The sequence below is a fragment of the Nonomuraea montanisoli genome, assembly GCF_013363975.1.
Lineage (GTDB): Bacteria > Actinomycetota > Actinomycetes > Streptosporangiales > Streptosporangiaceae > Nonomuraea > Nonomuraea montanisoli.
Window position 1 is genome coordinate 502,386 of sequence record NZ_JABWGN010000004.1, and the last position, 25,742, is coordinate 528,127.

Here is a 25,742-nt window from a genome sequence, read left to right on the forward strand (position 1 = left end):
GTATGCGACTTCCGCCCCACATCCTCGTGGTCAACGGCATCAAGGTCCGCCGCCCGGTCTTCCTGCTCGGAGCGCCGCATTCCGGCACGGATCTGCTCGGCCGTGCCCTGAAGCGGTCACCGGGCTTCCACGTGACCATGGGCCGGGCCTGCGTGGCCCACGTCCTGTACGCCTTCGCCCGCAAGCCGTCCATCGGCGAGAGCTCCGGCGCCGTGCGGGTGCTGCGCGACGCGCTGGCCGAGTCGTGGCAGGTGATGCCCGACTCGTGCCGGCTGTGCGGCCCGGCGTGCCGGGAGGCGGGCGGGGTCACGGGCGGCGGCCCCTGCGTCGCGACGGCCGACGTCACCCGCTTCGGCGACGCCAGCCCCGACCTCATCTACAGCGCCGCCACGCTGCTGCGCGCCTTTCCCGACGCCCGGTTCGTCCAGATCGTGCGTGACGGCCGCGACGTGGTGGCCGACATGCTGGCCGACCCGGCGTGCCTGGCGTGGTTCAAACCGGCGATGCTGTCGGGCGAGACCGAGTTCCCCAACGCGTTCCTCGGCGTCAACCGCGACGAGCACCTCGACAAGTGGAAGGGCATGCCGGTCGCCGGCAAGAGCGCCCTGCGCTGGCGCAGCGCCGTGCGGCTGAGCGCCGTGCTCCGCCGCGACCTGCCCGAGGACCAGCTCCTGACCCTGCGCTACGAGGATCTGGCGCTCAGGCCGGCCCAGGCGGTGGCGTCGGTGGCGGCCTTCCTCGGCACGCGCGTCTCCAAGGTCGCCCTGTACGGCGGCGGCCCGCCGGAGAGCGGCGCGTGGCGCACCCGGCTGCGGCCGGACGACCTCGCCCTGGTGGAGAAGGTCGCCCGGCAGGAGCTCACGACGCTGGGCTACCTGACGAGCTGAACTGCGTGCGGTGCAGCTCCGCGTACAGGCCGCCGCGCGTGAGCAGCTCGTCGTGCGAGCCGCGCTCGGCGATCCGCCCGTCCTGGACCACGAGGATCTCGTCGGCCTCGCGGATCGTGGACAGCCGGTGCGCGATCACCAGCGAGGTGCGGCCCGCGAGTGCCGTCTTCAGCGCCTGCTGCACGGCCGCCTCCGACTCCGAGTCGAGGTGGGCGGTGGCCTCGTCGAGCACGACGACGCGCGGCGCCTTCAGCAGCAGCCGCGCCAGCGCCAGCCGCTGCTTCTCGCCGCCCGACAGCCGGTGGCCGCGGTCGCCGACGACCGTGTCGAGCCCGTCGGGCAGGCTCTCGACCAGCTCGCCGATCTGCGCCGCCCGCAGCGCCTCCCACAGCTCCTCGTCGCTCGCGCCCGGGCGGGCGTAGCGCAGGTTGGCGCCGATCGTGTCGTGGAACAGGTGCGGGTCCTGGGCGACCACGCCGACGGTGTCGCGCAGCGAGGCGAGGGTGGCCTCGCGCACGTCGAGCCCGTTGAGGCGGACCGCTCCCTCGGACACGTCGTACAGCCGCGACACCAGCGAGGTGATCGTGGTCTTGCCCGCGCCGGACGGTCCGACCAGCGCCACGAGGCGGCCGGGCCGGGCGGTGAACGACACGCCCTTGAGCACGGGGTGGGCGGGGGCGGTGTCCTGCCGGGCCACCGACTCCAGCGACGCCAGCGACACCTCCTCGGCCGCGGGGTAGCGGAAGTGGACGTCGTCGAACGTGATCGTCACCGGGCCGTCGGGCACGGGGCGGGCGTCCGGCCGCTCGGCCACCATGGGCCTCAGGTCGAGGACCTCGAAGACCCGGTCGAAGCTCACCAGCGCCGTCATCACGTCCACGTGCACGTTCGACAGCGACGTCAGCGGGCCGTACAGGCGCATGAGCAGCGCGGCCAGCGCCACGAGCGTGCCCAGCTCGAACACGTCGCCGATGGCCAGCACGCCGCCGATGCCGTACACCAGGGCCGTCGCGAGCGCGGCGACCAGGCCGAGCGCGACCCGGAACACGGTGCCGTACATGCCGACCGTGACGCCCACGTCGCGCACCCGGGCGGCGCGCCCGCCGAACACGGCGGCGTCGTCCTCGGGCCGGCCGTACAGCTTGGCGAGCATGGCGCCGGCGACGTTGAAGCGCTCGGTGCTGACGGAGCTCATCTCGGCGTCGAGCTGCATCTGCTCACGCGTCAGCGCCGACATGCGGCGGCCCACCCACTTGGCCGGGATCACGAAGATCGGCACCAGCACCAGCGCGACCAGCGTCACCTGCCACGACAGCACGAGCATGGCGCCGAGCACGAGCACCAGGCTGATCACGTTGGACACCACGGACGACAGGGTGCTGGTCAGGGCGCGCTGGGCGCCGATGACGTCGGTGTTGAGCCGCGAGACCAGCGCGCCGGTCTGCGCCCGCATGAAGAACGCCACCGGCATGCGCTGCACGTGGTCGAACACCTCGGTACGCAGGTCGTAGATCAGTCCCTCGCCGATGCGGGCCGAGAACCAGCGCTGCGCCAGCGTGAGCCCGGCGTCGACCACCGCGAGCGCGGCGATCGCCAGCGCCAGGCCGACGACGACGTCCGTGCGCCTGGGCAGGATGCCGTCGTCGATGATCGCCTTCATCAGCAGCGGGTTGGCGACCACGACGCCCGCGCCGGCCATCACCAGCAGCAGGAACGCGGTGATCTGCCGGGTGTACGGGCGCGCGTAGCCCGCGATGCGCCGCACGGTGCCGGGCGCGAGCCGCTGCTTGGTCACCGACCCGTCACGGCGCAGCGACGCCATGACCTGGGGGCCGAAGCCCCCTCCCATCATCGCCATCCGGGGCCCTCCTCCCCCGGTATGAGCGCCGCCGGCGGCCCCGCTGATTCCCGGCGGCGCGTATCGGACGCGTATCGGATCAGACACGGGGCCGGGCGGGCCGGGACCCGGGCGGTCAGGGCTGGGCGGAGAAGAGCGCGCGCAGGCGTTCGGCCTGCTCGGCGCCCTCGGCCGCGCACTGCTCCTCCAGGGTGCGCGAGCGCGCGCCCTGGAGGAGCCGCTTGGTCGCCGTGGCCGCGTCCCGGTTGGTCGAGAGCAACCCGGCGATCTTGTCGTGCACGGCGCTGTCCAGGTCGTCACGGGCGACGACCTGTTCGGCGAGCCCGATGCGCAGGGCCTCGCCGGCCTCCACGGTCCTGGCGGTCAGGCAGATGTCGATCGCCCTGGCCAGGCCCACGAGCTCGACCAGCGGCTTGGTCCCGGTCAGATCGGGCACCAGCCCCAGGGCGGGCTCCTTCATGCAGAACTTGACGTCGTCGGCCACGATCCGCAGGTCGCAGGCGAGCGCGAGCTGGAAACCCGCGCCGATCGCGTGGCCCTGCACGGCCGCGACGGAAACGATCTCGGGGCGGCGCAGCCACAGGAACCCCCGCTGTGCCTGCCGCAACCGCTGCTCGAACGCCGCGGCTCCGAGCCGCGCTGCCGAGCTGAACGAGCCCTGTCCGGGCACCCCCTCTGGTGTGAACATCCGCAGGTCGATGCCTGCCGAGAAGGACGGTCCCTCACCTCTCACGACGACGACGCGTACCCGTTCCGGCAGTTCATCACCGATGCGGGCCAACGCTGACCAGGTCGCGAACGTCTGAGCGTTCCGCTTGTCCGGCCGGTCCAGCGTGATCGTCGCGATCTCACCGTCCACCTCGAAGCGCAGTCCGTGTTCCTCCGGTTGTCCGGCGGACACGTCCTCCGTGTACCCCCCGCGCTCCCGTGGCGCCTTCGCTCCCGCCATCGCCCGCTCCCTCGTGCCCACTGAACCGTCGCGCCCGAGCTTACAGAATGAGATTCTGGGCCCGGGCGCGACGGCTGGCTGACTAGGGACGGGCGGCTGCGGTCGCACGTTCCGAGGCGGCCGTCAGCGCTTGGACTTGCCTCGGGTCGCCCCGCCGCGCCCGCGCAGAGTCACGCCGGACTCGCTCAGGATGCGGTGGATGAACCCGTAGGACCGACCGGTCGAAGCGGCCAGGGCGCGGATGCTCTCACCCGCGGCGTAGCGCTTCTTGAGATCGCCGGCCAGCTTTTCACGGTCGGCCCCGGTGACCCGGGTGCCCTTCTTCAGTGTCTCGGCCACGAGTACCTCCTGTAGTGCCGGACTTCCGCAGCGTTACTCCGCCATGATCAGTCATTTCAGCGGGATCGGCTACCTACTCCACGGGAAAAGATCCGTACCCACCCAAATTAAGATCAGGCAAGTGCCACAAGATCGGAAAATTCGGCGCTCCATGCGTCTTCAGTTCCGTCCGGTAGCAAGATCACCCTATCCGGTGACAGGGCGTCAACGGCACCCTCGTCGTGGGTGACGAGCACGATGGCTCCTGAATACGACCTCAGAGCGTTGAGGACCTGCTCCCGGCTGACCGGATCGAGGTTGTTCGTGGGCTCGTCGAGCAACAGGACGTTGGCGCTGGAGAGCACGAGCATCGCCAGCGCGAGGCGGGTCTTCTCACCGCCGGACAGCACGCCGGCCGGCTTGTCGGCGTCCTCTCCGGTGAACAGGAAGGATCCGAGCACCTTGCGCAGCTCGGTGTCGGTGAACGCGCCGCCGGCCGAGCGCATGTTCTCGAGGATCGTGCGATCGGCGTCGAGCGTCTCGTGCTCCTGGGCGTAGTAGCCGAGCTTGAGGCCGTGGCCGGGCCGGACCTCGCCCGTGTCGGGCTCCTCCTGGCCGCCCAGCAGCCGCAGCAGCGTGGTCTTGCCGGCGCCGTTGAGGCCGAGGATGACGACCCGGTGACCTCGGTCGATGGCCACGCTGACGTCGGTGAAGACCTCCAGCGAGCCGTACGACTTGGACAGGCCCTCGGCCGTGAGCGGGGTGCGCCCGCACGGCTGCGGCTCCGGGAAGCGCAGCCGCGCCACCTTGTCGCTCTGACGCTCCTCCTCGGTGCCCGCGAGCAACCGGTGGGCGCGGCGCATCATGTCCTGGGCGGCCTTGGCCTTGGTGGCCTTGGCGCGCATCTTGTCGGCCTGGGCCAGCAGGGCGCCGGCCTGCTTCTCGGCGTTGGCCCGCTCGCGCTTGCGCCGCTTCTCGTCGGTCTCGCGCTGCGCCAGGTACGCCTTCCAGCCGACGTTGTAGTGGTCGATGACACTGCGGTTGGCGTCCAGGTGCAGGACCTTGTTGACCGTCGCTTCAAGAAGGTCGACGTCATGGCTGATGATCACCAAGCCGCCGTGATGAGAACGCAAAAAATCACGAAGCCACCCGATTGAGTCGGCATCTAGGTGGTTTGTCGGCTCGTCGAGAAGGAGAGTTTCCGCCCCGCTGAAAAGAATGCGCGCCAATTCCACACGCCTGCGCTGTCCGCCGGAAAGCGTTTCCAACGTCTGTCCGAGGACGCGGTCCGGCAGTCCGAGACTGGAGGCGATGGAGGCGGCCTCCGCCTCGGCCGCGTAGCCGCCGAGGACGTGCATCTGGTCCTCCAGCCGGCCGTAGCGGCGCACCGCCCGCTCGCGGGTCTTCTCGTCGGCGGAGGACATGCCGAGCTCGGCCTCGCGCAGCTTGCGCAGCACCTCGTCGAGCCCCCGCGCGGACAGGATGCGGTCGCGGGCCAGCACCTGCAGGTCACCCGTACGGGGATCCTGCGGCAGGTAGCCGACGCTGCCGCTGGTGGTGACCGACCCGGCGGCGGGCAGCGCCTCGCCGGCCAGGACCTTGGTCAGCGTGGTCTTGCCCGCGCCGTTGCGGCCCACCAGGCCGATCTTGTCGCCCGGGTTGACCCGGAAGGAGGCGTTTTCGATGAGCAGGCGCGCGCCGGCGCGCAGCTCGATGTCACTGGCGATGATCATGGTTGACGGAACACTCCCGAGCTAGGGAATCGAGGGAAGGGGTGTACGTGCGCGGTCGCGTGCCGTGCCGTCAATCGGGAGTGTGCATACCGATCAGTGTAGGCCCCTGAGCTGGAGCACCACCTCTGGTTATCTCCCAGCTCATCCCGGGTGTGCCCTTCCTTCTCCCCCGTCCCGTACGTCTACCGCCGCGGCGTCTCCTCCTCCGGCGGATGCCCGGGCAGGTGGTCGCCGATGAGCGCGAGGTTCTGGATGGCCGCCAGCCCGTACTGGGCGGCGTCGTTCGTGGAGACGAACGGCGCCTCGTCGAGCGCGGCGAGCACCCGCGGCCCGTCCACGCGCGTCAGCCGCCAGTGCGGCTCGCGCTGCAGCTCGTTGCGGTTGAGCTGGTCGTCCTCGTCCAGGTAGAACTTGCGCCAGGCGCGCGCGGCCTGCGCCGGATCGCCGGTGCGGGCGGCCGCGTACGCGGTGAGGCGGCTGTGCGCCTGCACCAGCGAGATGCCGCGCAGCGGATGGCCCACCTCGGCCTCCTGCTCCGCGGCGGGCGCCAGGTAGAGCCGGCAGTAGTCGAGCCAGGCCCGCTCGAAGCCCGGCACCCCGAGGTCGAGCGCGATCAGCTCGGAGCACAGCTCCGGCAGGCCGAACACCGACGACAGGTGCGAGACCATGACCGCGTCGCGGGAGGTGTCGAAGCGGCCGGTGGCCAGGTCGAGCCGGGCCTCGCCGGTCAGGAAGCCGCGCGGCAGCGCCCCGATGCCGGCCATCGTGCCGAGCAGCCGGTCGCGGGCCCGCTCGTCGCCGTGCCGCTCCCAGCGGGTCAGCCAGGCCGCGGCCAGCGCGCCCCAGTCGGTGCCGAGCCCGACCGACAGGGCCGACGGGTCGGGCGTGTAGACGTCCTCGCGCACCTTGCGCTGCGGATCGACGACCAGGAACGTCGTCTCCGGCTCCGAGAGCTCGTCCAGCAGGTCGCCGGTGCGCTCGTCGGCGGTCAGGTAGTAGTAGAAGCGCCGGTAGGCGGCGTTGGAGATGCGCAGCTGCTTGCAGCTGCACCCCCAGTGCTGCACGTTGTGCCGGCTGCCGAGCCCCTTCCAGCGGCCGAGGTGGTGGACGTCGACCTCGCCGGTGTGGCGGGTCATCGCCTCGGCGAGGCGGAAGACGTCCGCCCGGCCGGTGCGCAGGAACTGGTACCACAGCCACAGGTCGGGCGACAGCTCGGAGTTGTCCCAGGCGTAGCCGCCCACGTCGTAGCGCCAGGTGTGGCGGTCGGCGTCGTAGGTGTGCATGACGTCGCCGTAGTCCCAGAAGCCGTACCAGCGGCGCTGCTCGCGTTCGCGCGCGTACAGGTCGAACAGGAAGTCCAGCCGGTCCTCGATCGCGGCCCGCGCCGGGGTCGAGCGGTCCGGCGGCGCCCAGTCGCCGAACACGCCCGCCGCGCGGATCCGCGCGGGCGGCGCGGTCAGCAGCGCCGGGTCGCTCAGGGCGGCGGCGTGCGCGGCCAGCGCCTCCGCCGGGGGCGTGGCCTCGTGGACCCGCAGGGTCAGCTCGTGGGTGCGGGCGACGCCATGCGCGTCGCCGAAGCCCGGCTCATGGTCCTCGTAGGTGATCTCCAGACCTTCGAGCTGCTCGGCGAAGGTGTCCTGGCCCATCCCGTCGTGCCAGAACCGCAGGTCCATGGCCGGGGCCGACGGCGACCAGAGCCAGACCGTCGCCGTGGCGAGGTCCGTGGCCGCGTTCCTGACGTCGAGCCTGGTCGGGTGCAGCCGCCAGAAGTCGCGCAGCCCGAACCCGAGGCCGCCGCCGACCCCGCCCACGTAACCGTAGCCGGCCGAACGGGTGCCCGCGGGGACCGTCACCCAGGCGTGGCCCTCGCCGGTGCGTTTGCGCAGCGTGAAGCCGTCGGCGCTGCTCTGGTCGAGCGTGTAGTCGTTCCAGGCCGGGATGAGGTGGAGGCGGCCGGCGACCTCGGGGTTGCCGATGGGGCCGCACGGGCGGCCCTCGACCTGCGCCCGCCGCACGGCCTCGCCCGGGTCGCGGCGCAGGCCGGTCAGCCCGCGCACGGCCTCGGTGAGGAAGCCGCCGGGGCCGGCGAGCCGTATGTGCCGGTCGTGCGGCTCGTCGCGCATGACGACGTCGGCGCGCAGGCCGAGCCCGGCCAGGAAGTCGCGCTCCGGGTCGCCGTCCCAGACGAAGGAGTGGACGAGGCGGACGTCCTCGGCGCCGGCGTAGAAGTACAGACGCACGGTGAACGGCAGGGACGCGCGCCCGTCCTGCCGGTCCGCGCGGACGTGCTGGCCGTCCAGGCGGACGACGGCCCGGACCGGGCCGGCCTGCTCCACGGTGACGCGGGTGACGTGGCCGGTCGCCTCCGTCCGCGTGACCGTGCCGCCGTCGTCGGGCGTGGGCCCGTCCTGGTGGAGACTCACCAGCCGGACGTCACGGACGATCTCGCGGGAGCCGCGCGTGACCGAACGGGCGAGCGTGGCGCCCGACTCCTCGATCGTCCACGTCACGACGCCCGTGCTCACCCGCAGGTTCCCGTCCTCGCGCGTCACGGTGACGGGACTGCCGGGCATCGGCGGCGCGTGCCCCGGCTCCAGCCGGTACGTCCCGGCGGGCTCCCGCTGCGGCGGCACGGCGTGCGCCGACCACTTGACCGACCCGTCCGGCCAGGTCGCGGTCACCCAGCTCTGCGTGGGCACCGCGCGGCCGTCGGGGCCGATCAGCGTGTACGGCGCGGCCCGCCCGACGGCGCCGCGCGGCCACGGCACCCCGAAGGTCACCCCCTCCCCCCGGGGCGTCCGGGAGTCGTCCAGCCAGCGCAGCGTCGTCGCGACGGTGTTCAGGGTCTTACTCCTTGACCGAGCCGATGAGCACTCCCTTGGTGAAGTGCTTCTGCAGGAACGGATAGAAGAACAGGATCGGCAGCGTGGCGATGACGACCACCGCGAACTTCAGGCCCTGCTCCGGCGGCACCCAGGTCCGGTCCATCTGCGACAGGGCGTTGGCAGCGTCGGTGCTGATGAGCTGGCGCACCAGGATCTGCAGGGTCCACTTGTCCGGGTCGCTGATGTACAGCAGCGGCGACATGTAGTCGTTCCAGATGCCGACCGCGTAGAACAGCGAGAACGTCGCGATGATCGGCTTGGACAGCGGCAGGACGATCTTGAAGAAGACGCCCATCTCGTTGCAGCCGTCGATGCGCGCCGCCTCCTCCAGGGCCTGCGGCAGCTCCTGGAAGAAGCTCTTCACGATGATCAGGTAGAACGGGTTGATCGCCAGCGGCAGGATGAGCGCCCAGTAGCTGTCCAGCAGCCCCAGGTCGCGCACCACCAGGTACGTGGGGATCATGCCGCCGGTGAAGACCAGCGTGAAGATGATCAGGTTGAGCACCAGGGCCCGGCCCGGCAGGTACCGCTTGGCCAGCGGGTAGGCCATGGTAAACGTCAGCAGCACCTGCACCACCGTGCCCACCGCCGTGACGACGACGGTCGTGAGCAGGGCGCGGACGAACGCGTCGGTGGCGAAGATGTAGCGGTACGACTCCGTGACGAACGTCTCCGGCCACAGGAAGAAGGGGCGCGAGGAGATCTCCGCCTCGCCCGCGAACGACCCGGCCAGGACGTACAGCAGCGGCAGGATGGTGATCAGCGCCAGGCCGACGAGCACGGCGATGTTGACGGCGTCGAACACCCGGCTGCCCACGGTGCTGTACTCGGTGTTCAGCTTCTTGTGCTTCATGCTGTTCATGTCCAGGGCCCCCTAGAACAGTCCCCGCTGGCCGAGGCGCTTGGCCAGCCAGTTGGAGCCGAAGATCAGGATGACGCCGGCCACGCCCTTGAACAGGCCGACGGCGGTGGAGTAGCTGATCGCGCCCTGGGTGATGCCGGAGTAGTAGACGTAGGTGTCGAACACGTCCGCGACCGAGCGGTTCAGCGAGGTGGTCATCAGCCAGATCTGCTCGAAGCCGGAGTCGAGCAGGTTGCCCGAGGCGAGGATGGCCATGACGACGATCGTCGGGCGGATGGCGGGCAGCGTGACGTGCCAGAGCTGCTTGAAGCGTCCCGCGCCGTCCATGCGTGCCGCCTCGTAGAGCTGCGGGTCCACGCCGGCCAGCGCGGCCAGGTAGATGATCGTGCCCCAGCCGGTCTGCTTCCACAGCTGCTGCAGGATGATCAGCGGCCGGAACCACTCCTCCTGCGCCATGTAGTCGATCTTCGCGGTGTCGCCGAGGAAGTCCCGGATCCATCCGGAGAGCACGCCGAAGTCCGCCGCGAACAACACGTACGTCAGCGCCGCGACGATCGTCCAGGACAGGAAGTGCGGGATGTAGACCAGCGACTGGACCGTGCGCTTGAGGACGTTGATCCGCAGCTCGTTCAGCAGCAGCGCGATGATGATCGGCGCGGGGAAGACGAAGACGATGTGCAGCAGCGCCAGGAACAGCGTGTTGAACATCAGCCGGCCGAAGTCGGGCCCGGAGAACAGCTCCTCGAAGTGCTTGAACCCGACCCAGGGGCTGCCCGAGTAGCCGAGGAACGGCAGGAAGTCCTGGAAGGCGATCGTGACGCCGTACATCGGCAGGTACTTGAAGATCGCGAAGTAGGCGACGCCCGGAAGGAGCATCAGGTAGAGCCAGCGGTAGCGCCCGAACACGGCGCTCAGCCCCACCCCGGGGCGTCGGTGCCCGGATTTGCCCGCCGCCTTCACGGGAGGCGGCGCCAGGTCGGTGGCCACAGCGGCCTCCTTTCATGTGAGGGACCCGGGGTGCGCCCCGGGTCCCTCAGGCGAGGTCAGTTCGTCTTGCCGAGCTTGGAGACCAGGTCGTTGACCTCGGCGGCGACCTGCGTGCCGCCGCTGTCGTACCAGCGCTTGATCTCGCCCTTGAGCTGCTCCTCGGTGATCTCACCCGACAGGAACTTGATCCGGGCGTCCGGGATGATCGTGTCGATCTGCGCGCCCCTGGCGACCTTGGTGGGCGAGACCACCGGCAGCGCCGGGTTGAAGACGGCCGTCTTGAGGTCCTCCTCCATCAGCTCCTTCTGGAGCTTCAGCATGTCCTTGTACGGCTGCCCGGACGGCGTGCGGGCGTAGGCGAGGCCGCCGATGTCGTTCGTGCCCTTGGTGCTGAGCTGCGTGAACGCGTTGTCGACGTCCTTCTGGACGATCTCGACCTTGGGGTCGGTCTCGTTGATCAGCGCGGCGATGTCGCCCTCGGGCTTGAAGTTGCGGCCCTCGATGCCGTTCTGCAGCAGGACCTGGCCCTCCTTCGTGGCCAGCTTGTCCAGGGTCTTCAGCAGGTTGTCGAGGTCCTGCTCGGTCGGCACGCTCTGCCGGGAGATGGCCAGGACGTCGGCGTAGCCGGTGAACGGGTAGGAGAACTTCTGGCCGTCGGAGCGCTTGAGGTTGCCCACCATGGCGACCTTGGGGCCGTAGAACGCGGGATCGTCCTTCTCGTCCCTGAACTTGTCGAGCAGCGCCCTCGACCGGATGTTCACGTCGATGATGATGCCGCCCTTGCCCAGGTAGAACGGGTCGTTCCACTTGGCCGAGTCGAGCGTCGCGAAGTCCGGGTTGACCAGGCCCTCGCCGACCATCTTCTTGAGGAACTTGTTCGCCTCGAGGAACTCGGGGGTGTCGAACCCGGGGACGAGCTTGCCGTTGCGCTCGCCCCACTCGTTCGGGGCGCCGAACCAGGTCTCGACCACGTCGTACGGGCTTGCGCTGGCGTAGTTGCCCGGCCACTTCGGGATGATCAGGCCGTAGGTGTCCTTCTTGCCGTTGCCGTCCGGGTCCTTCTCGGTGAACGCCTTGGCGATGTCGTAGAGGTCGTCGACCGTCTCGGGCAGCTTCAGGCCGAGCTTGTCCAGCCAGTCCTTGCGGATCATGACCGCCGAGCGGAGGGAGGGCCGCATGCGGTAGAGGCCGTAGATCTTGCCGTTGATGGAGGAGTTCAGCGCGCTGCGCGGGTCGGCGGCCTTGAGGTTCGGATACTTGTCCAGTTTGTCGGTCAGGTCCCAGAACGCTCCGGCCTGCGCCGCCTTGACGAAGCCCGGCAGGTGCGGGTCCACGACCATGACCTGCGGGAGGTTGGACGAGGCGAACGTGACGTTGAGCTTGTCGGTGTACTCGGCGTTGGGAACCCAGTTGACCTTGAGCTTCTTGCCGAGGAACTTCTCGACCGCCTGTTGCATCTCGCCGTTCGGGTCGGGCGCGGTGCCGAACAGCTTGGCCATCACGGTGATCGTGTTGGAGTCGGTCTGGGGCGCGTCGCCGCCGCCCGAGCAGGCCGAGGCGGTCAGTGCGGCCGTGAGCGTTAACACACCGGCGAGAAGCCGGCTACGACGTGATGCGCTCATGAGTTCCCTTTCGAAAGCAGTCGCGCCTCGTTCTCCGCGAAGAAGCGCTGGCAGAGCCACGTGTTGAGTGAGATCCACCCGCCGAAGCTGATCAGCGGGGCGAGGATGGGCGCCGCCGAGGTCGCGGAGGCGATGGCTGATAGCGCTAGCAACAACAGCACGGACGAGGCCGGACGCAGCAGCGCTAGCTGCGCCGCCTTGGGCCAGTAGGCCCGCAGCGGCAGGTCGTAGTGCGCGTAGAGCGGCCCCACCTGCGCCCCCACACCGGCCAGTGCGACGAGCGCCACGAGGGACGCGATCCGCAGCGCTCCGGAGGCGGGCCCCAGGGCGCTCAGGTACAGGTAGTCGCCCACCAGGACGACGCCCAGCACCGCGGCGGGCAGCACCAGCAGCGAGCCGCGGACGAACTCCCGCCGGTAGACGGCCCAGAACTCGCGTGTCGCCTGAAACGATTCACCACGAGCGTGCCTCCGGGCCAGCGTGTAGGCGGCCATGGTGGAGGGCCCCAGTCCCAGGACGACTCCGCCCGCGAGGGTGAAGACGATCCACAGCAGGTTCAGCCGGACCGCCCAGACGAACTCGGAGCAGACCGCGTAGACCCTGGCTGACATGGTGGAATGGCTCATCCGGCAGCACTTTCTCGTGGCGTGTGCGCGGACACGGCGATGGGGGCGTTGCGCTGCGGTTCCCTCCCGGTTACGGGCGGATGACCGCTGCGGTTGTGGCGAACGTAGTGTTGAATCGACTCAGAGTCAATGACGGGAAACCCGGAGATTTGCGTACTCGCCGATCAACGGGGCCATCTGCCGGAAACCGATCTTGCCTCCGGCCAGGGCCGGACCGCCCACGAGGCCCGCGTCCATCCAGCGGAACGAGACCAAATCGTTGACCGCGAACGTCACCTCACCTGCGCGGACGTCGAGCCGCATGGCGTAGGGACCCTCGGCGTCGAGCACCGCGGGCAGCGGGTCGGGCCCCTGCGCGACCAGGTGGAAGCCATGGCTCTTGCGCAGGTTGCAGGTGTGCAACTTTCGCTCCGACTGCCACATCCGCCGGAAGTAGGACACGTGATAGGCGTCGATGTCGCCGCTGTGGTACTGCTCGTACGGCCCCTCGCGCCGGGCCAGCGCCGGGTCGAACAGGTCCTCGCCGCGCCCGCCCCGCGCATGGAAGAACATGATGGCCAGCCCCGGCTCCCTGACCGGCCAGAAGTCCCACTCGATCCGCACGTCGGCGGGGAACTCCTCGGGGCACCAGAGCACCAGGTTGGCGGCCTGCCCGTCGGCCGGCGGGCGCAGGCTCTCCAGCCGCATCCTGCCCAGCGGAAAGGAGACCGCCCCGGCCCCCTCCATCCGGAACCCCTCCAGGTCGTCGGGGCCGGCGAGCCGGTTGCGGTAGATCTCGGTCACGATGCCGCTCCTTCTAGTCGCGCCTCCGCAGCGCGCTGGACTCCCGGACCACCAGGTCCGGTTGGAAGATCACCTGCCGGTGCCGGTGCCGCTCCGGATGGGCGACCTCCTCCAGCAGGAGCTCGACGGCCGTACGGCCGAGCAGTTCGCGCGGCTGCCGTACCGACGAGAGGGGGACCGCCGCCGCGGCGGCGAAGTCGATGTCGTCGTAGCCGACGATGGCCATGTCGCCGGGCACGCTCAGCCCGCACGCGGCCATGGCCTGCAGGAACCCGAGGGCGAGCAGGTCGTTGGCGCAGAGCGCGGCCGTCGGCCGCTCGGCCGGGGGCAGGGCGGCGACGCGCTCCCCGGCTGCCCGCCCGGCCGCGGCGCTGAGCATGGGCATCGACGCGTCGAGCAGCTCGACACCGCCGGCGGCCTCGACCGCGCCGGCCGCGCCCGCGCGCCGGTCGGCCACCTGTTTGATCGACGGCGGCCCGCCCACGAACGCGATGCGGCGATGCCCCCGCTCGATGAGGTGGGCGGCGGCGATCTGCCCGCCCAACCGGTCGTCCACGGCCACCGAGCACTGCAGCCCGGTGGCGGCGCTGTCGACCAGCACCACGGGGGTGCCCCTGGCCGCGAGGTCGGCCAGCCTCGGGCTTCCCGCGTCGACCGGGGTGATCAGTATGCCCATGACGCGCTGCTGTTCGAGCTGGTCGAGGTGGCGGCGTTCGCGGTTGGGGTCGGTGCCGCTGTTGCACAGCACGACCATCGTGTCGTGCTCGTCGGCCAGCGCCTCGGCGCCCTGCGCGACGTCGGCGAAGAAGGGGTTGGCCACGTCGAGGACCACCAGCCCGACGGTGCGGCTGCGGCCGACCCGCAGATGGCGGGCCACCTCGTTGCGCACGAAGCCCAGCTCGCGGATGGCGTCGAACACCCGCGCCCGGGTCGCGGGCGCGACGATCTCGGGGCGGTTGAGCACGTTGCTCACGGTGCCGACCGAGACGCGCGCCAGACGCGCGACCTCCTTGATGCTCCTTGTCGCCATGGATCCTCACGAGGCCGCGCCGGGGGGTGAACGCCGCTCATCATAGCGGCCGGGGAGATCGTTTTGAATCGACTCAAGCTGCGGTTTCGCTGGCAACCGCTTACCGGAGTATTATTCTGTTTTCTGTTCAGGGCGTTCAGGGGGGCGTCTCTCGTGGGTGCGGGCATGGGGCGATTCAGCGCGCACGGGACGGTCCAGCGATGTGACCCTCGCTCGACAGGACCCGCCACTCGCCCGCACGTGACGGAGCCCGACACGGGCCCCGACTGGTCGGCGGAGGGCGACACTAGTCCCCGGCTGATCGGCGGAGCACGACACGAGTTCCAGCCGATCAGCAGAGCACGACACGAGCCCCAGCCGATCAGCAGAGCACGACACGAGCCCCAGCCGATCAGCAGAGCGCAACACTAGTCCCGGCTGGTCGGCACATCACAAGCCGCCGCACCGGCGCCGAACTCCCCTGTCAGCGGGCGGAAGCGCCCGGTTCCTCCGCGCCCCGTTCCTCGGCGTCCGGTTCCTCCGCGTCCGGCGGGTCCATCACGTGGATCCGGACGGCGCGGAACTCCGCCGGCGTCGCGCGCAGCACGGCCAGCTTCGGGTCCGGGACGGTCAGGAACGACTCCGCCTCCAGGGCCAGCAGCGGCGCGAGACGGCGGTCCGCGCGCAGGGCGTCCACGGCACGCCGGTCGCCGCCCAGCACCACGGCCTCCAGCTCCGGCAGGTGCGGCGTCAGGACGCGCAGGGCGGTGTCGGCCGCCGTCTCCAGCGCCTGGTCCGCCTGGTTGCGGCGGCGTCTGGCGAAGCGCTGCTGCGACCAGCCGCCCGCCGCTGTCCGCCCCTGGACCAGCCGGGATCCGACCTTGGACGCCACCAGCTCCGTCCCCTGGAACACCCCTGCCGCGTACCCGCCGAGCCGTACGAGCACGACCCCGATCCGCCGCTCCGCGCGGGCGTGTGCGACCAGCCGGGTGACGTGAGGGGGGCCAGGGAGCATGGGCGGGAACGGCACGCGCAGCTCGGCGAGCGCCCCGTCGGCGGCCGCCAGCCGCACCGCTCGTTCGTCGCCCGACGCCTCGAACGGCCCGTGCCGGTCGGCGAAACCGTCGATCCACGGGTGGACCCGTTCCGGCGGCACGGACACCCACCGCCCGCCGCCCTTGGCCGGTCGCGCGCTCATGCCCGAAGGCTAACCGACCCCTCACCCACCACGCGGACGAGTGAGGGCCCAGACACCGATCGCCCACCGCCCGGACGAGCGAGGAGCCCGGACACGGACGGACGACGGCTGGGACGAACGACCAGGAAACTCCCAGCGGGCTATGGGGCGGCCCCCGATCGGTCAGCCCATGGGCCCAAGCTCCTGGTCGATCAGCCCATGGGAACGTCGTGGGAAATGTCGGTGAACTTCGCTTCATGTGCCTTCTACGGGGCCCCTGCCGCTCCCATCATCTCTACGTGTCCTCCCTGCTCACAGGCCCCGTTGTGGATCTCGGCACAGGGGCCGTCATCGCTGCTCCCGCCGCCGTGGACGCGGCGGGCTACCTTCCGGACGTTCCGCTGCCCCTGGTGCTCGACCTGCCCATCCAGGTCGTGATGGAGGGCGCCGGGGCGCTGGCGCCGCTGCACGAGGCGCTGCGGAGGTCCGGCAGACATCCCCGCGAGACCATGCTCGTGCTCTCGGGGCCCTGCGCGCCGGAGGGCCGGCCGGTGCTGCGGGTCGCGCTGGAAGGGCTGCGCAACTACGGCTATCTGCTGGGCTTCGGCGGCGCCGGGACCGAGGGGGTGCCGCTCGACCTGATCGCGGAAGCCGCGCCGTACGCGCTCGCCCTGGCCCCGGAACTGGTCGTACGGGTCCACCGAGACCATCGGGCGGCGGCCGTCGGGCAGGCGATGGTGGCACTGGCCCGCGGCATCGGCGCGCACGTCCTGGCCCAGGGGGTCGAGGAGGAGGCGCAGCTCGCGGTGGTGCGCGGCTGGGGTGTGCGGCTCGCGGAGGGTCCGCTGCTGGGCCCGGGGCCGGACGGGCGGGTACGGGTGCCGCTGCCGGTCACCGACGAGCTGCCCGGCATGGTGGAGCTGGGGCCGCGCGTGCAGGAGCTGCTGCTGCCCGCCGTGACGCTCCCCGCCGAGGCGAAGGCCGAGGAGGTGGCGGCCGCCTTCGGCCACGAGCCGTCGATCACGAGCGTGATCCTGGTGGACGAGTACCAGCGGCCGCAGGGCAGTCTCGATCGCGGTCGTTTCCTGCTGTCGATCGCCGCCCGCTACGGGCACGCGCTGCACGGCTCGAAGCCGGCGCGGCGGCTGGCCGACCCGCCGCGTACGGTGCCGAAGACCACCTCGGCAGTGGCCGCCATCCAGGCGGCCGGCCGGGACTCGGCCCGCGTCTACGACGACCTGGTGGTCACCGACGAGCTCAACCGCTGCATGGGCATCGTCCGCGTGTCGGACCTGATCCGGGAGGTGACGACGACCAGGCCCTGAGACCCCTGACCGCGGGGCACCCGCGCGCGGGGCCGCCCGCGCGCGGCCCGGTCGCGCACGGAGACCTGAAAACAGAGACCTTGAGAACGGAGACCTTGAAAGCGGTCCCGGATGCCGGGGAGGCCCTCCCGAGGCGCCGGGTCCCCCAAGACCGGACGAACCCGGAACGGGCCCCGAGGGCGGCGCGGCCCTCGGGGCGGTGGGTCAGAGGCGGCAGGCGTAGATGTCGGTGACCAGGATGGCGCGGGCGCCGATGTCCCAGAGCTGGTCCATCACCTGCTGGTGCCCCTTCCGGCGGACCATGGCGCGCACCGCGACCCAGCCCTCGCGGTGCAGCGGCGAGACCGTCGGCCCCTCCATGCCGGGGGTCAGCGCGATGGCCTCCTCGATGCGCTCGGCGCGGATGTCGTAGTCCATCATGACGAAGTCGCGCGCGTGGACGACGCCCTGGAAGCGGCGCACGAGCTGCTGGACCCCCGGCTGCTCGGGGGCGCTCTGCCGCCTGATCAGCACGCCCTCCGAGCGCATGATCGGCTCGCCGAAGACCTCCAGCCCGACGTTGCGCAGCGTCGTGCCGGTCTCGACGACGTCGGCGATGGCGTCGGCCACGCCGAGCCGGATGGCGGTCTCGACCGCGCCGTCGAGCTTGATGACGCGCGCGTCGACGCCTGCGTCGGACAGGTACTTGCCGAGCAGGCCGGCGTAGGAGGTGGCCACGCGCATGCCGTCGAGGTCCTTGACCGAGGCGAACGTGCCGGACCTGGCCGCCAGGCGGAAGGTGGAGTCGCCGAAGCCGAGCGGCATGATCTCCTCGACCGGCGCGCCGGAGTCGACGAGCATGTCGCGGCCGGTGATGCCGACGTCGAGGGTGCCCTCACCGACGTAGACGGCGATGTCGCGGGGACGCAGGAAGAACAGCTCGCAGCCGTTGTCCTCGTCGAGGACGAACAGCTCCTTGCTGTCACGGCGGGGCCGATAGCCGGCCTCCTTGAGCATGGCCTGGGCGGCTTCGCTGAGCGCGCCCTTGTTGGGTACGGCTAGGCGGATCATGTCGGTGTGGTCTCTCCGTGTCTCGCGGTGCTGGCATGGGCGGGCGAGGCGGGCGCTCGGCGCCCTAGAGATGCTTGTAGACCTCGTCCAGCCCGATGCCCTTGGCGAGCATGAGGACCTGCACGTGGTAGAGGAGCTGGGAGATCTCCTCGGCGGCCCGGTCGGCGGACTCGTGCTCGGCGGCCATCCAGCTCTCGGCGGCCTCCTCGACGACCTTCTTGCCGATGGCATGGACGCCGGCGTCGAGCGCGGCCACGGTGCCCGAGCCCGCGGGCCGGGTGCGCGCCTTCTCGGACAGCTCGGCGAACAGCTCTTCGAAGGTCTTCATGGTCTCTCTCGTCGGTCGGCTGACGTGCACGACAAGCCTAGTCGGCCCGCGTGGGTCGCACGCCCGGTGTCCGGAACCCGAGACAACAACCCCGGAAAATGATCTTTACTTCATTCTGTCATTCGCCTAGGGATGCTTTTATATCGTTCGCCCGGACGGCAGGCCACCGCCCGCGAACCGATGAACCGGGTAAGCACGTGACCATAGGCCGTCCCCGTTCCCGCTGATACGGTTCAGTGAAACTTTCATGGCGGAGGTGCCGCGTGAAGAGGCCGACGATCGCCGACATCGCCAGGCGCGCGGGCGTGTCCAAGGGCGCGGTGTCCTACGCCCTGAACGGCCGGCCGGGCGTGTCGGAGGAGACCAGGGCGCGCATCCAGGCGATCGCCCAGGAGATCGGCTGGCGCCCGAACCTGGCCGCGCGCCTGCTGAGCGGCGCCGGCGCGGGCGCGATCGGGCTGGTCGTGTGCCGCCCGGCGCGCTTCCTCGGCGTCGAGCCGTTCTTCATGGAGCTGATCAGCGGCATCGAGGGCGAGCTGGCGGCCCGCTCGTACGCGCTCATGCTGCAGGTGGCCGCCGGGCACGAGGACGAGATCGCCGTGCACCGCCGCTGGTGGGGCGAGGGGCGCGTGGACGGCGTGATCCTCCTCGACCTGCACGCGGACGACCCGCGCGTGCCGGTGGTGGAGACGCTGGGCATGCCGGCGGTGGTGATCGGCCATCCGTCGGCCGCGGGCCCGCTGCCCGCGGTGTGGTCGGACGAGGCGGCCGCGATGCGGGGGGTGATCGAGCACCTCGCGGCGCTCGGCCACCGGCGCGTCGGGCGGGTGGCGGGCCCGGCCGCCCTGGCGCACACCGCGATCAGGGACGCGGCGTTCGAGGAGGCGCTGGCCGCGCTGGGGCTGGAAGGAGCGCCGGCGGCGCACACCGACTACACCGGCGAGGCGGGCGCCCGGGCCACCCGGCGGCTGCTCAGCTCGCGCGCGCGGCCCACGGCGATCGTCTACGACAACGACATCATGGCGCTGGCCGGCCTGTCGGTGGCCCAGGAGATGGGCCTGGAGGTGCCGGCCGGGCTGTCCGTCGTGGCCTGGGACGACTCCCCGCTCTGCCAGGTGGTGCGGCCGCCGCTCACGGCGCTGGCGCGCGACATCCCGGCCTCGGGCGCGCGGGCGGCGCAGCTCCTGCTGCGGATGGCGGCGGGCGAGCGGGTCGCCGGCGTGGAGGACGCCGCGGCCCGCCTGCGCCCGCGCGGAAGCACCGCCCCGGCTCCCTGAACCGCTTCACGTACGACCGTCATGTCGCGCAGCCCCGGACGGAAGAGGCGGCCCCGGTGATTTCGATCGCCGCCTATTGTAACTTACCCGTTTAAGTGGTGAGATCCCCATACCTGTGAAATCGGGCGCCGGGCCGCGGGATGCCCCGTATTCCGCACGCCTCCGTCAGGGGAACCGGGCGCCCATCCGACCGACAGATCGGACGCCCCCCATGCGACGAACGACGGCAGTCTGCGGCACGGTCCTGGTGGCGCTCCTGAGCGCCGCCTGCGCCACCAGCGGCCAGTCGGAGACCAGGCAGGCCGACCAGAACGCCCCCGCCGCCCTGTCCTTCTGGTCCACCGGCGGAGACGACGAGACCGCGATCTTCCAGAAGGCCGCGGACCTGTACAAGCAGTCGCACCCCAACGTGACGATCAAGGTGCAGACCCTGACGTGGGACGACGCGTACGCCAAGCTGCTGGCCGCGGCCAGCAGCCGCAGCGGCCCGGACATCCTGTCCGGCGGCATGACGTGGACCATCCAGTTCGGCGCCCGGGGCGCCATGGTGGACCTGCGCAAGCACGGCCTCGACGCGCTCAAGGCGCAGGCCCAGCCCGCCCAGTGGGAGTCGGCGGTCTCCCCCGACGGCTCGGTGTACGGCGTGCCGCTCGACATGTCGACCTTCGCCCTGTTCTACCGCAAGGACCTGCTCGACCAGGCCAAGGTCACCCCGCCCAAGACGTGGGAGGAGCTGGTCGCCGCCATCGACAAGCTCAGGGCCGCCGGGGTGAGGAAGCCGTACAGCCAGGACTGGGGCAACCTCGACTGGATCGGCTACTTCAACTACCTCTACCAGGCGGGCGGCTCGTTCTACACCCCTGACTGCAAGCCGGCGCTCGGCACCCCGCAGGCCCAGCAGGCGCTGACGTTCTGGGCGGACCTCTACCGCAAGCACGGCGCGCCGACCGCGACCGTCGAGGGCTCCGACGCGCTCGACACCGGCACCGCGCTGGTGGTGGCCGGCAACTGGATCGCCAAGGGCATCGACGTCAACAAGCCGGAGCTCAAGGGCAAGTGGGCGATGACCACGCTCCCCGCCGGTCCCGCCGGTCCGACCACGTTCATCGGCGGGCGGGCGATCGGCGTCACGTCGTTCAGCAAGTACGCGCAGATCGGCGCGGACTTCGTGAAGTTCCTCTACTCCGACGAGGCGATCACCGCGATCGTGGACGAGGCCAAGAAGCGCAACCTGCCGTTCATCCCGCCGCGCGCGGACAAGGTGGTGTCCGCCTCGACGTTCACCCCCGAGCAGGCCCAGGTGTTCGAGGCGTCGATCAGGACCGGCAAGGCGGCGCCCGGCTGCCCCGGATGGGACGAGAGCGCGGGAGACGTGGCCAAGCAGCTCCAGTCGGCCATCCTCGGCAAGGCGGACGTCAGGACCGCGCTGGCCGAGGCCGCGAAGGTCATGGAGCGCAACGCCGGATAGCCGCCCGCCGGGACCGGTGGGCGCCGGTCCCGGCCAGATCCAGGAGCCTGACATGGCCAACACGGCCGACATGGCGACCCCCGCCGCCTCTCCCCTGCGCAGCGCGCTGCGACGCTACGGCACCTCCTACCTGATGCTGCTGCCGTTCCTCGCGCTGTTCGCGGGCTTCCTCCTCTGGCCGCTGGCCAACTCGCTGTTCCTGAGCTTCACCCGCTTCGACGGGATCAACCCGGCCGAGTTCACCGGCCTGGACAACTTCCGCCGGCTCGCCGGGGACGCCCGGTTCCGCCACGCGCTCGGCAACACGGCCCTGTACGTGGTCGCGTCGGTCGGGCTGGGGACGCTGCTGTCGCTGGGCCTCGCACTGGCCTTCAACGGCACCAGCCGGCCGCACCGGATCATGCGCACCCTGTTCTTCCTGCCGTCCGTCACCTCCTCCATCGCGCTCATGCTCATGTGGAAGTGGGTGCTGTTCCCCAGCGACGTGGGCCTGGCCAACACCGTCGTCGGCTGGTTCGGCGGCCACGCCGTCGCCTGGCTGGCCACCCCCGGGCTCACCGTCCCGATCCTGGTGCTGATGTCGGTGTGGGGCGGCATGGGGTACGGCATGGTGCTGTACGTGGCCGGGCTCGGCTCGATCCCGGAGGAGTACTACGAGGCGGCCCGCATCGACGGCGCCTCCACCTGGCAGCAGTTCCGCCGGATCACGCTGCCGCTGCTGCGCCCGGTCACCACGTACGTGGTGGTCACCGGCCTCATCGGGGCGTTCCAGGTGTTCGAGGCGGTCTACATCGTCTTCCGCGGCACCAACAACGTCGGGGGCGTGCTCGACTCCGGCCTGATGATCGTCCCCTACCTGTACGACCAGGGCTTCACCCACTTCAGGCTCGGCTACGCCTCGGCGATCGCGTGGGTGCTGTTCGTGATCATCTTCGTGCTGAGCCTCGTCAACCTGCGCCTGGGCCGCGCGATGAAGGAGCTGTGATGGCCGTCCTGGAGACCGTCGCCCCCGACCGCCGCGCCCGGCGTCCGGCGCCGGCGCCCGACCGCCGCGCGCGGGTCAACCGGCACCTGCTGCGCCTGCCGTTCCACCTGCTGTCGCTGACGATGGTCGCGCCCTTCTACTGGCTGGTCATCACGGTCTTCAAGACGCCGACGGAGCTGGCCAGGACGCCGCCGTCGTTCGTGCCGCGCTCGCCCACGTTCGACAACTTCCACGACCCGGACTGGTCGCCCCGGCAGATCAACCCCGGTCACCTGCAGGGCATCTTCCAGCGCTTCCAGGTGGACTTCGGGTTCTGGCGGTTCCTGTTCAACAGCCTGTTCATCACCACCGCGATCACGGTGGGCTCACTGCTGATCTGCTCGCTGGCGGCGTACGTGATCGCCAAGCACGACATCAAGGGACGCCGGGTGATCTTCCTGATGATCATCGCGTCGATGATGGTGCCGTGGCAGACCACGCTCATCCCCAACTACGTGATCATGCGGAACCTGGGCTGGCTGGACAGCTACACCGCCTACATCGTGCCGGCGCTGGCCAAGGCGTTCGTGCTGTTCTTCCTCGTGCAGTTCCTCCAGTCGCTGCCGAACGAGCTGATCCAGGCGGCCCGGGTGGACGGCGCCGGGGAGTGGCGGATCTGGTGGACGATCGTGCTCCCGCTGCTGCGGCCCGCCCTGGCCGCCATGTCGATCTTCATCGTGCTGGCGGAGTGGAACAACTTCCTCTGGCCCCTGATCATCGTGCAGAGCGACGAGATGGCGAACCTGCCCGTGGCGCTGGCCAGGCTCAACTCCTACTTCGCCGGCCCCGACCATCAGGGCGCGATCATGGCGGGCGGCCTGCTGGCGTCGATGCCGACGATCGCGTTCTTCCTCGTCTTCCAGAAGTACTTCACCCGGGGCATCGCGCTCAGCGGCCTCAAGGGCTGACCGGCCTCACCCCTGGCGTGCCTGGAGCAGGTCCAGCAGGTCCCGGTCCACCTCGAACCCGTCCAGCGGCCCGGTCCCCGTGCGGCGCGGCGCTTGGAGGGACACCAGTGCCGCTTGCTTCAACGTCCGTCCGGCGACGGTCGGCTCTGTCCGGGTGATGAGGGTGTCCGCCCGCAGGGGAGCTCGGGCGGCGGGAGCGGGTGCTGTTTTCCGGGGGAACGACGCGGCCCGCCGTACCAGTCCTCTGGAGGGGTACGGCGGGCCGTCAGGGATGTCGCGGGTCAGCGGCCGAAGCGGCGGCCCTCCGAGCGGAAGCCGCCACGCGGGCCGCGGTCGTCGCGGTGGCCGCCGGAGCGGTGGCCGTCGCGCGGACGGTCGTCGCCGCGGAAGCCGCGCTCGCGGTCGGCCGAGAACGGCCGGCCACGGTCACCGCCGCGCGCGCCGCGCTCGTCGGAACGGAAGCCGCCGCCACGCGGGCCGCGGTCGTCGCGGAACCCGCCCCGGGCACCGCGGTCGTCGGAGCGGAACGGACGGTCGTCCGAGCGGAAACCGCCACCACGCGGAGCGCGGTCGTCCCCGCGGAACGGCCGGTCCTCGGAACGGGCCGGACGGTCGTCGGAGCGGAAACCGCCGTCACGGGCCGGACGGTCGTCGGAGCGGAAGCCGCCGCCGCGCGGGCCACGGTCGCCGGAGCGGAACGGACGGTCGTCCGAGCGGAAACCGCCGCCGCGCCGGTCGCGGTCGTCACGGCGGAAACCGCCCTCACGACGGTCCTCGCCGAACGTGCGCGGCTCACGCGAGCCCGCCCCCTGCTCGCCGCCCTCGAACCGGCGCCCGCCGGACGGCCGGTCACCGTAGGAGCGGTCGCCGTCCTCACGGCGCGAGCCGTAGGAGCGCTCGCCGCCCTCGCCCGGCACCGAGCCGGAGCCGTCGTGGCGGCGGGGCCGGCGGTCGCCGTCGCCGTCGCGCCCGAAGTCACGGCGCCCACGCCGCCCGCGGCGCTCGCCGTGCCCGCCGCCGTGACCGTGCTCGCGGCGCGGACGCAGCGGCTTGCGCACGTCGGGCTCCCACACGGGGATGGCCTCGCCGCTCGGGAGACGGGCGCCCGTCACCTCGGCGACCCGCGGGTGACCCGGGGTGGCCTTGAGGCGGAACGGGTGGATGCCCGCCCGGCGCGTGAGCTGGTCGGTGGAGCGGCGCTCGTTGGGCAGCACGAGCGTGACCACGGTGCCCTTCTCGCCCGCGCGGGCCGTGCGGCCGCCACGGTGCAGGTAGCTCTTGTGGTCCTGCGGCGGGTCGACGTGCAGCACCAGGCTGATGTTGTCGACGTGGATGCCGCGGGCGGCCACGTCGGTGCAGACGAGCACGTTGATGACGCCCTCGCGGAACTCGGCGAGGATGCGGGTGCGCTGGTTCTGGCGCTTGCCGCCGTGCAGGCCGCCGGCCCGGACGCCGACGCGGGCGAGCTGCTTGCACAGCCGGTCGACGCCGTGCTGGGTGCGGACGAAGATGATCGTCCGGCCCTCGCGGTTGGCGATCTCGGCGGTGACGTCGAACTTGTCGTCGCGCGAGACCTGCATGACGTGGTGCTCCATCGTGTCGACCGGGGAGGTCGCGGGGGCGACGGAGTGGGTGATCGGGTCCTTGAGGAAGCGCTGGACCAGCTTGTCGACGTCGCCGTCGAGCGTGGCCGAGAACAGCAGCCGCTGCCCGCCGGGCGAGGTCTGCGCGAGCAGGTCGGTGACGACCGGGAAGAAGCCGAGGTCGCACATGTGGTCGGCCTCGTCGAGGACGCTCACCTCGACGTCGGCCAGCGAGCACTCGCCCTGGCGGATGAGGTCGCCGAGCCGGCCGGGGGTGGCGATGACGATGTCGACGCCGCGGCGCAGGGCCTCGATCTGCTTGCCCATGGACATGCCGCCGACGACGACCTTCATGCGCAGGCCGAGGCCGCGGCCGAGCGGCTCCAGCGCGTCGTGCACCTGGAGGGCCAGCTCGCGGGTCGGGACGAGGATCATCGCGCGGGGACGGCCCGGGGCGGGCTTGACGCCGGCGATGCGGGCCATGGTGGGCAGGCCGAAGGCGAGCGTCTTGCCGGAGCCGGTCTGGCCGCGGCCGAGGACGTCGGCGCCGGTCAGCACGTCGGGGATGGTGGCGCTCTGGATGGGGAAGGGGCTGTCGATGCCCTGGCGGGCCAGGCCGGCCACGAGCGGCTTGGGCAGACCCAGCAGCTCGAATCCGGACGGGCCCTGCTCGGCGGGGGCGAGCTCGGGCAGGACAGCGTCAAGCATGGTCACGAACGTCGTGCCTTTCCGTCGAAGTGGCGCGTCACTTCTGCGAAAGGACGAGCCGGGAGGTGCGGCGACATGCCGCACTCATTGCGAGGCGCGGGTGATCGGCACCCGCTGGGGTGGGGACTGGCCCGGACCGGTGTGCTCACCGGCATGTCGTCGGGCCGTCTACGCGCACCCGGTTGCCGGCCGCAGGCGGCGAGACGCACAGGAGGTGCGCCAGGTGCACGTCGTGCCAACGCGGGGAGGACCAGGGGTATTCCCCGCCCGGTCCGGCTCTCGGACCGAGGCACAGGCGCGGCCGGCACCGGGGTGCCGGCCGTACTGCTCAAAATCACGCTATACAGGACGAACCGCTCGGTGCGTCCCGCTGGA

General features: G+C 71.2%; 21 protein-coding genes. 6 read left to right on the forward strand and 15 right to left on the reverse strand.

Annotation, left to right across the window (positions count from 1 at the left end; genetic code table 11):
* Positions 1-2 precede the first annotated feature (2 nt).
* Positions 3-887, forward strand: coding sequence for a sulfotransferase family protein (locus HTZ77_RS12110; protein WP_175589595.1), 885 nt, complete (start codon positions 3-5; stop codon positions 885-887).
* On the opposite strand, the gene HTZ77_RS12115 is transcribed toward HTZ77_RS12110, so the two are convergent.
* From HTZ77_RS12115 to HTZ77_RS12170, 12 genes are all read right to left on the reverse strand, one after another.
* Positions 859-2,745 (reverse strand): ABC transporter ATP-binding protein, encoded by a 1,887-nt coding sequence (locus HTZ77_RS12115; protein WP_175589596.1) that lies wholly within the window; start codon positions 2,743-2,745, stop codon positions 859-861. The genes HTZ77_RS12110 and HTZ77_RS12115 overlap by 29 nt on opposite strands.
* Positions 2,746-2,860: 115 nt before the next feature.
* A complete protein-coding gene (locus HTZ77_RS12120; RefSeq protein ID WP_175589597.1) occupies positions 2,861-3,694 on the reverse strand; it encodes an enoyl-CoA hydratase/isomerase family protein in 834 nt (277 codons plus the stop codon).
* A 123-nt stretch (positions 3,695-3,817) separates the two neighbouring features.
* Entirely contained in the window at positions 3,818-4,033 is a 216-nt protein-coding gene (locus HTZ77_RS12125) for a helix-turn-helix domain-containing protein (RefSeq protein WP_020547488.1), read from the reverse strand.
* Between the two features lie 113 nt (positions 4,034-4,146).
* Positions 4,147-5,745 (reverse strand): ABC-F family ATP-binding cassette domain-containing protein, encoded by a 1,599-nt coding sequence (locus HTZ77_RS12130; RefSeq protein WP_175589598.1) that lies wholly within the window; start codon positions 5,743-5,745, stop codon positions 4,147-4,149.
* Between the two features lie 182 nt (positions 5,746-5,927).
* Positions 5,928-8,588: an exo-rhamnogalacturonan lyase family protein gene (locus HTZ77_RS12135; protein ID WP_175589722.1), complete on the reverse strand. Its 2,661-nt coding sequence runs from the start codon at positions 8,586-8,588 to the stop codon at positions 5,928-5,930.
* Positions 8,589-8,592: 4 nt separating this feature from the next.
* Positions 8,593-9,492 carry a carbohydrate ABC transporter permease gene (locus tag HTZ77_RS12140; RefSeq protein ID WP_235994550.1) on the reverse strand — a complete coding sequence of 300 codons (900 nt, stop codon included), beginning with the start codon at positions 9,490-9,492 and terminating at the stop codon, positions 8,593-8,595.
* 12 nt (positions 9,493-9,504) lie between these two features.
* Complete coding sequence (locus HTZ77_RS12145; protein ID WP_328808543.1) at positions 9,505-10,479, reverse strand: ABC transporter permease; 975 nt, start codon at positions 10,477-10,479, stop codon at positions 9,505-9,507.
* 56 nt (positions 10,480-10,535) lie between these two features.
* Positions 10,536-12,065, reverse strand: a complete 1,530-nt coding sequence (locus HTZ77_RS12150; RefSeq protein WP_328808544.1) for an extracellular solute-binding protein — start codon at positions 12,063-12,065, stop codon at positions 10,536-10,538.
* Positions 12,066-12,097: 32 nt separating this feature from the next.
* Positions 12,098-12,712 carry a YesL family protein gene (locus HTZ77_RS12155; protein WP_235994551.1) on the reverse strand — a complete coding sequence of 205 codons (615 nt, stop codon included), beginning with the start codon at positions 12,710-12,712 and terminating at the stop codon, positions 12,098-12,100.
* Between the two features lie 141 nt (positions 12,713-12,853).
* Complete coding sequence (locus tag HTZ77_RS12160; protein ID WP_205302505.1) at positions 12,854-13,510, reverse strand: DUF1961 family protein; 657 nt, start codon at positions 13,508-13,510, stop codon at positions 12,854-12,856.
* Between the two features lie 13 nt (positions 13,511-13,523).
* Entirely contained in the window at positions 13,524-14,540 is a 1,017-nt protein-coding gene (locus HTZ77_RS12165) for a LacI family DNA-binding transcriptional regulator (protein ID WP_175589600.1), read from the reverse strand.
* A 463-nt stretch (positions 14,541-15,003) separates the two neighbouring features.
* Positions 15,004-15,717: an acVLRF1 family peptidyl-tRNA hydrolase gene (locus HTZ77_RS12170; protein WP_175589601.1), complete on the reverse strand. Its 714-nt coding sequence runs from the start codon at positions 15,715-15,717 to the stop codon at positions 15,004-15,006.
* 278 nt (positions 15,718-15,995) lie between these two features.
* Between HTZ77_RS12170 and HTZ77_RS12175 the strand changes: the two genes are divergently transcribed.
* Positions 15,996-17,021 carry an EAL domain-containing protein gene (locus HTZ77_RS12175; protein ID WP_328808545.1) on the forward strand — a complete coding sequence of 342 codons (1,026 nt, stop codon included), beginning with the start codon at positions 15,996-15,998 and terminating at the stop codon, positions 17,019-17,021.
* Positions 17,022-17,225: 204 nt separating this feature from the next.
* Here HTZ77_RS12175 and hisG read toward each other — a convergent pair whose 3' ends face one another.
* Positions 17,226-18,071, reverse strand: a complete 846-nt coding sequence (hisG, locus tag HTZ77_RS12180; protein WP_175589603.1) for an ATP phosphoribosyltransferase — start codon at positions 18,069-18,071, stop codon at positions 17,226-17,228.
* Positions 18,072-18,135: 64 nt separating this feature from the next.
* Positions 18,136-18,399: a phosphoribosyl-ATP diphosphatase gene (locus HTZ77_RS12185; RefSeq protein ID WP_175589604.1), complete on the reverse strand. Its 264-nt coding sequence runs from the start codon at positions 18,397-18,399 to the stop codon at positions 18,136-18,138.
* Positions 18,400-18,662: 263 nt separating this feature from the next.
* Here HTZ77_RS12185 and HTZ77_RS12190 point away from each other — a divergent pair, with 263 nt between their 5' ends.
* From HTZ77_RS12190 to HTZ77_RS12205, 4 genes are all read left to right on the forward strand, one after another.
* A complete protein-coding gene (locus HTZ77_RS12190; RefSeq protein ID WP_175589605.1) occupies positions 18,663-19,676 on the forward strand; it encodes a LacI family DNA-binding transcriptional regulator in 1,014 nt (337 codons plus the stop codon).
* 211 nt (positions 19,677-19,887) lie between these two features.
* A complete protein-coding gene (locus HTZ77_RS12195; protein ID WP_175589606.1) occupies positions 19,888-21,144 on the forward strand; it encodes an extracellular solute-binding protein in 1,257 nt (418 codons plus the stop codon).
* A 52-nt stretch (positions 21,145-21,196) separates the two neighbouring features.
* Complete coding sequence (locus HTZ77_RS12200; protein WP_175589607.1) at positions 21,197-22,129, forward strand: carbohydrate ABC transporter permease; 933 nt, start codon at positions 21,197-21,199, stop codon at positions 22,127-22,129.
* The gene (locus HTZ77_RS12205; protein ID WP_175589608.1) at positions 22,129-23,076 is read left to right on the forward strand and encodes a carbohydrate ABC transporter permease; all 948 of its coding nucleotides are present in this window, start codon (positions 22,129-22,131) and stop codon (positions 23,074-23,076) included. Before HTZ77_RS12200 ends, HTZ77_RS12205 begins: the two co-directional genes overlap by 1 nt.
* A 281-nt stretch (positions 23,077-23,357) precedes the next feature.
* Here the strand turns inward: HTZ77_RS12205 and HTZ77_RS12210 are convergent, their stop codons facing one another.
* A complete protein-coding gene (locus HTZ77_RS12210) occupies positions 23,358-25,367 on the reverse strand; it encodes a DEAD/DEAH box helicase (protein WP_175589609.1) in 2,010 nt (669 codons plus the stop codon).
* Positions 25,368-25,742 lie beyond the last annotated feature (375 nt).

What these genes read in the sequence shown, in the direction of transcription:
- hisG (WP_175589603.1), bottom strand. Translation starts at nt 18,071, where the DNA reads ATGATCCGCCTAGCCGTACCCAACAAGGGCGCGCTCAGCGAAGCCGCC.
- HTZ77_RS12130 (WP_175589598.1), bottom strand. Translation starts at nt 5,745, where the DNA reads ATGATCATCGCCAGTGACATCGAGCTGCGCGCCGGCGCGCGCCTGCTC.
- HTZ77_RS12170 (WP_175589601.1), bottom strand. Translation starts at nt 15,717, where the DNA reads ATGAGCGCGCGACCGGCCAAGGGCGGCGGGCGGTGGGTGTCCGTGCCG.
- HTZ77_RS12155 (WP_235994551.1), bottom strand. Translation starts at nt 12,712, where the DNA reads ATGTCAGCCAGGGTCTACGCGGTCTGCTCCGAGTTCGTCTGGGCGGTC.
- HTZ77_RS12210 (WP_175589609.1), bottom strand. Translation starts at nt 25,367, where the DNA reads ATGCTTGACGCTGTCCTGCCCGAGCTCGCCCCCGCCGAGCAGGGCCCG.
- HTZ77_RS12140 (WP_235994550.1), bottom strand. Translation starts at nt 9,492, where the DNA reads ATGAACAGCATGAAGCACAAGAAGCTGAACACCGAGTACAGCACCGTG.
- HTZ77_RS12185 (WP_175589604.1), bottom strand. Translation starts at nt 18,399, where the DNA reads ATGAAGACCTTCGAAGAGCTGTTCGCCGAGCTGTCCGAGAAGGCGCGC.
- HTZ77_RS12200 (WP_175589607.1), top strand. Translation starts at nt 21,197, where the DNA reads ATGGCCAACACGGCCGACATGGCGACCCCCGCCGCCTCTCCCCTGCGC.
- HTZ77_RS12205 (WP_175589608.1), top strand. Translation starts at nt 22,129, where the DNA reads ATGGCCGTCCTGGAGACCGTCGCCCCCGACCGCCGCGCCCGGCGTCCG.
- HTZ77_RS12110 (WP_175589595.1), top strand. Translation starts at nt 3, where the DNA reads ATGCGACTTCCGCCCCACATCCTCGTGGTCAACGGCATCAAGGTCCGC.
- HTZ77_RS12115 (WP_175589596.1), bottom strand. Translation starts at nt 2,745, where the DNA reads ATGGCGATGATGGGAGGGGGCTTCGGCCCCCAGGTCATGGCGTCGCTG.
- HTZ77_RS12195 (WP_175589606.1), top strand. Translation starts at nt 19,888, where the DNA reads ATGCGACGAACGACGGCAGTCTGCGGCACGGTCCTGGTGGCGCTCCTG.
- HTZ77_RS12165 (WP_175589600.1), bottom strand. Translation starts at nt 14,540, where the DNA reads ATGGCGACAAGGAGCATCAAGGAGGTCGCGCGTCTGGCGCGCGTCTCG.
- HTZ77_RS12120 (WP_175589597.1), bottom strand. Translation starts at nt 3,694, where the DNA reads ATGGCGGGAGCGAAGGCGCCACGGGAGCGCGGGGGGTACACGGAGGAC.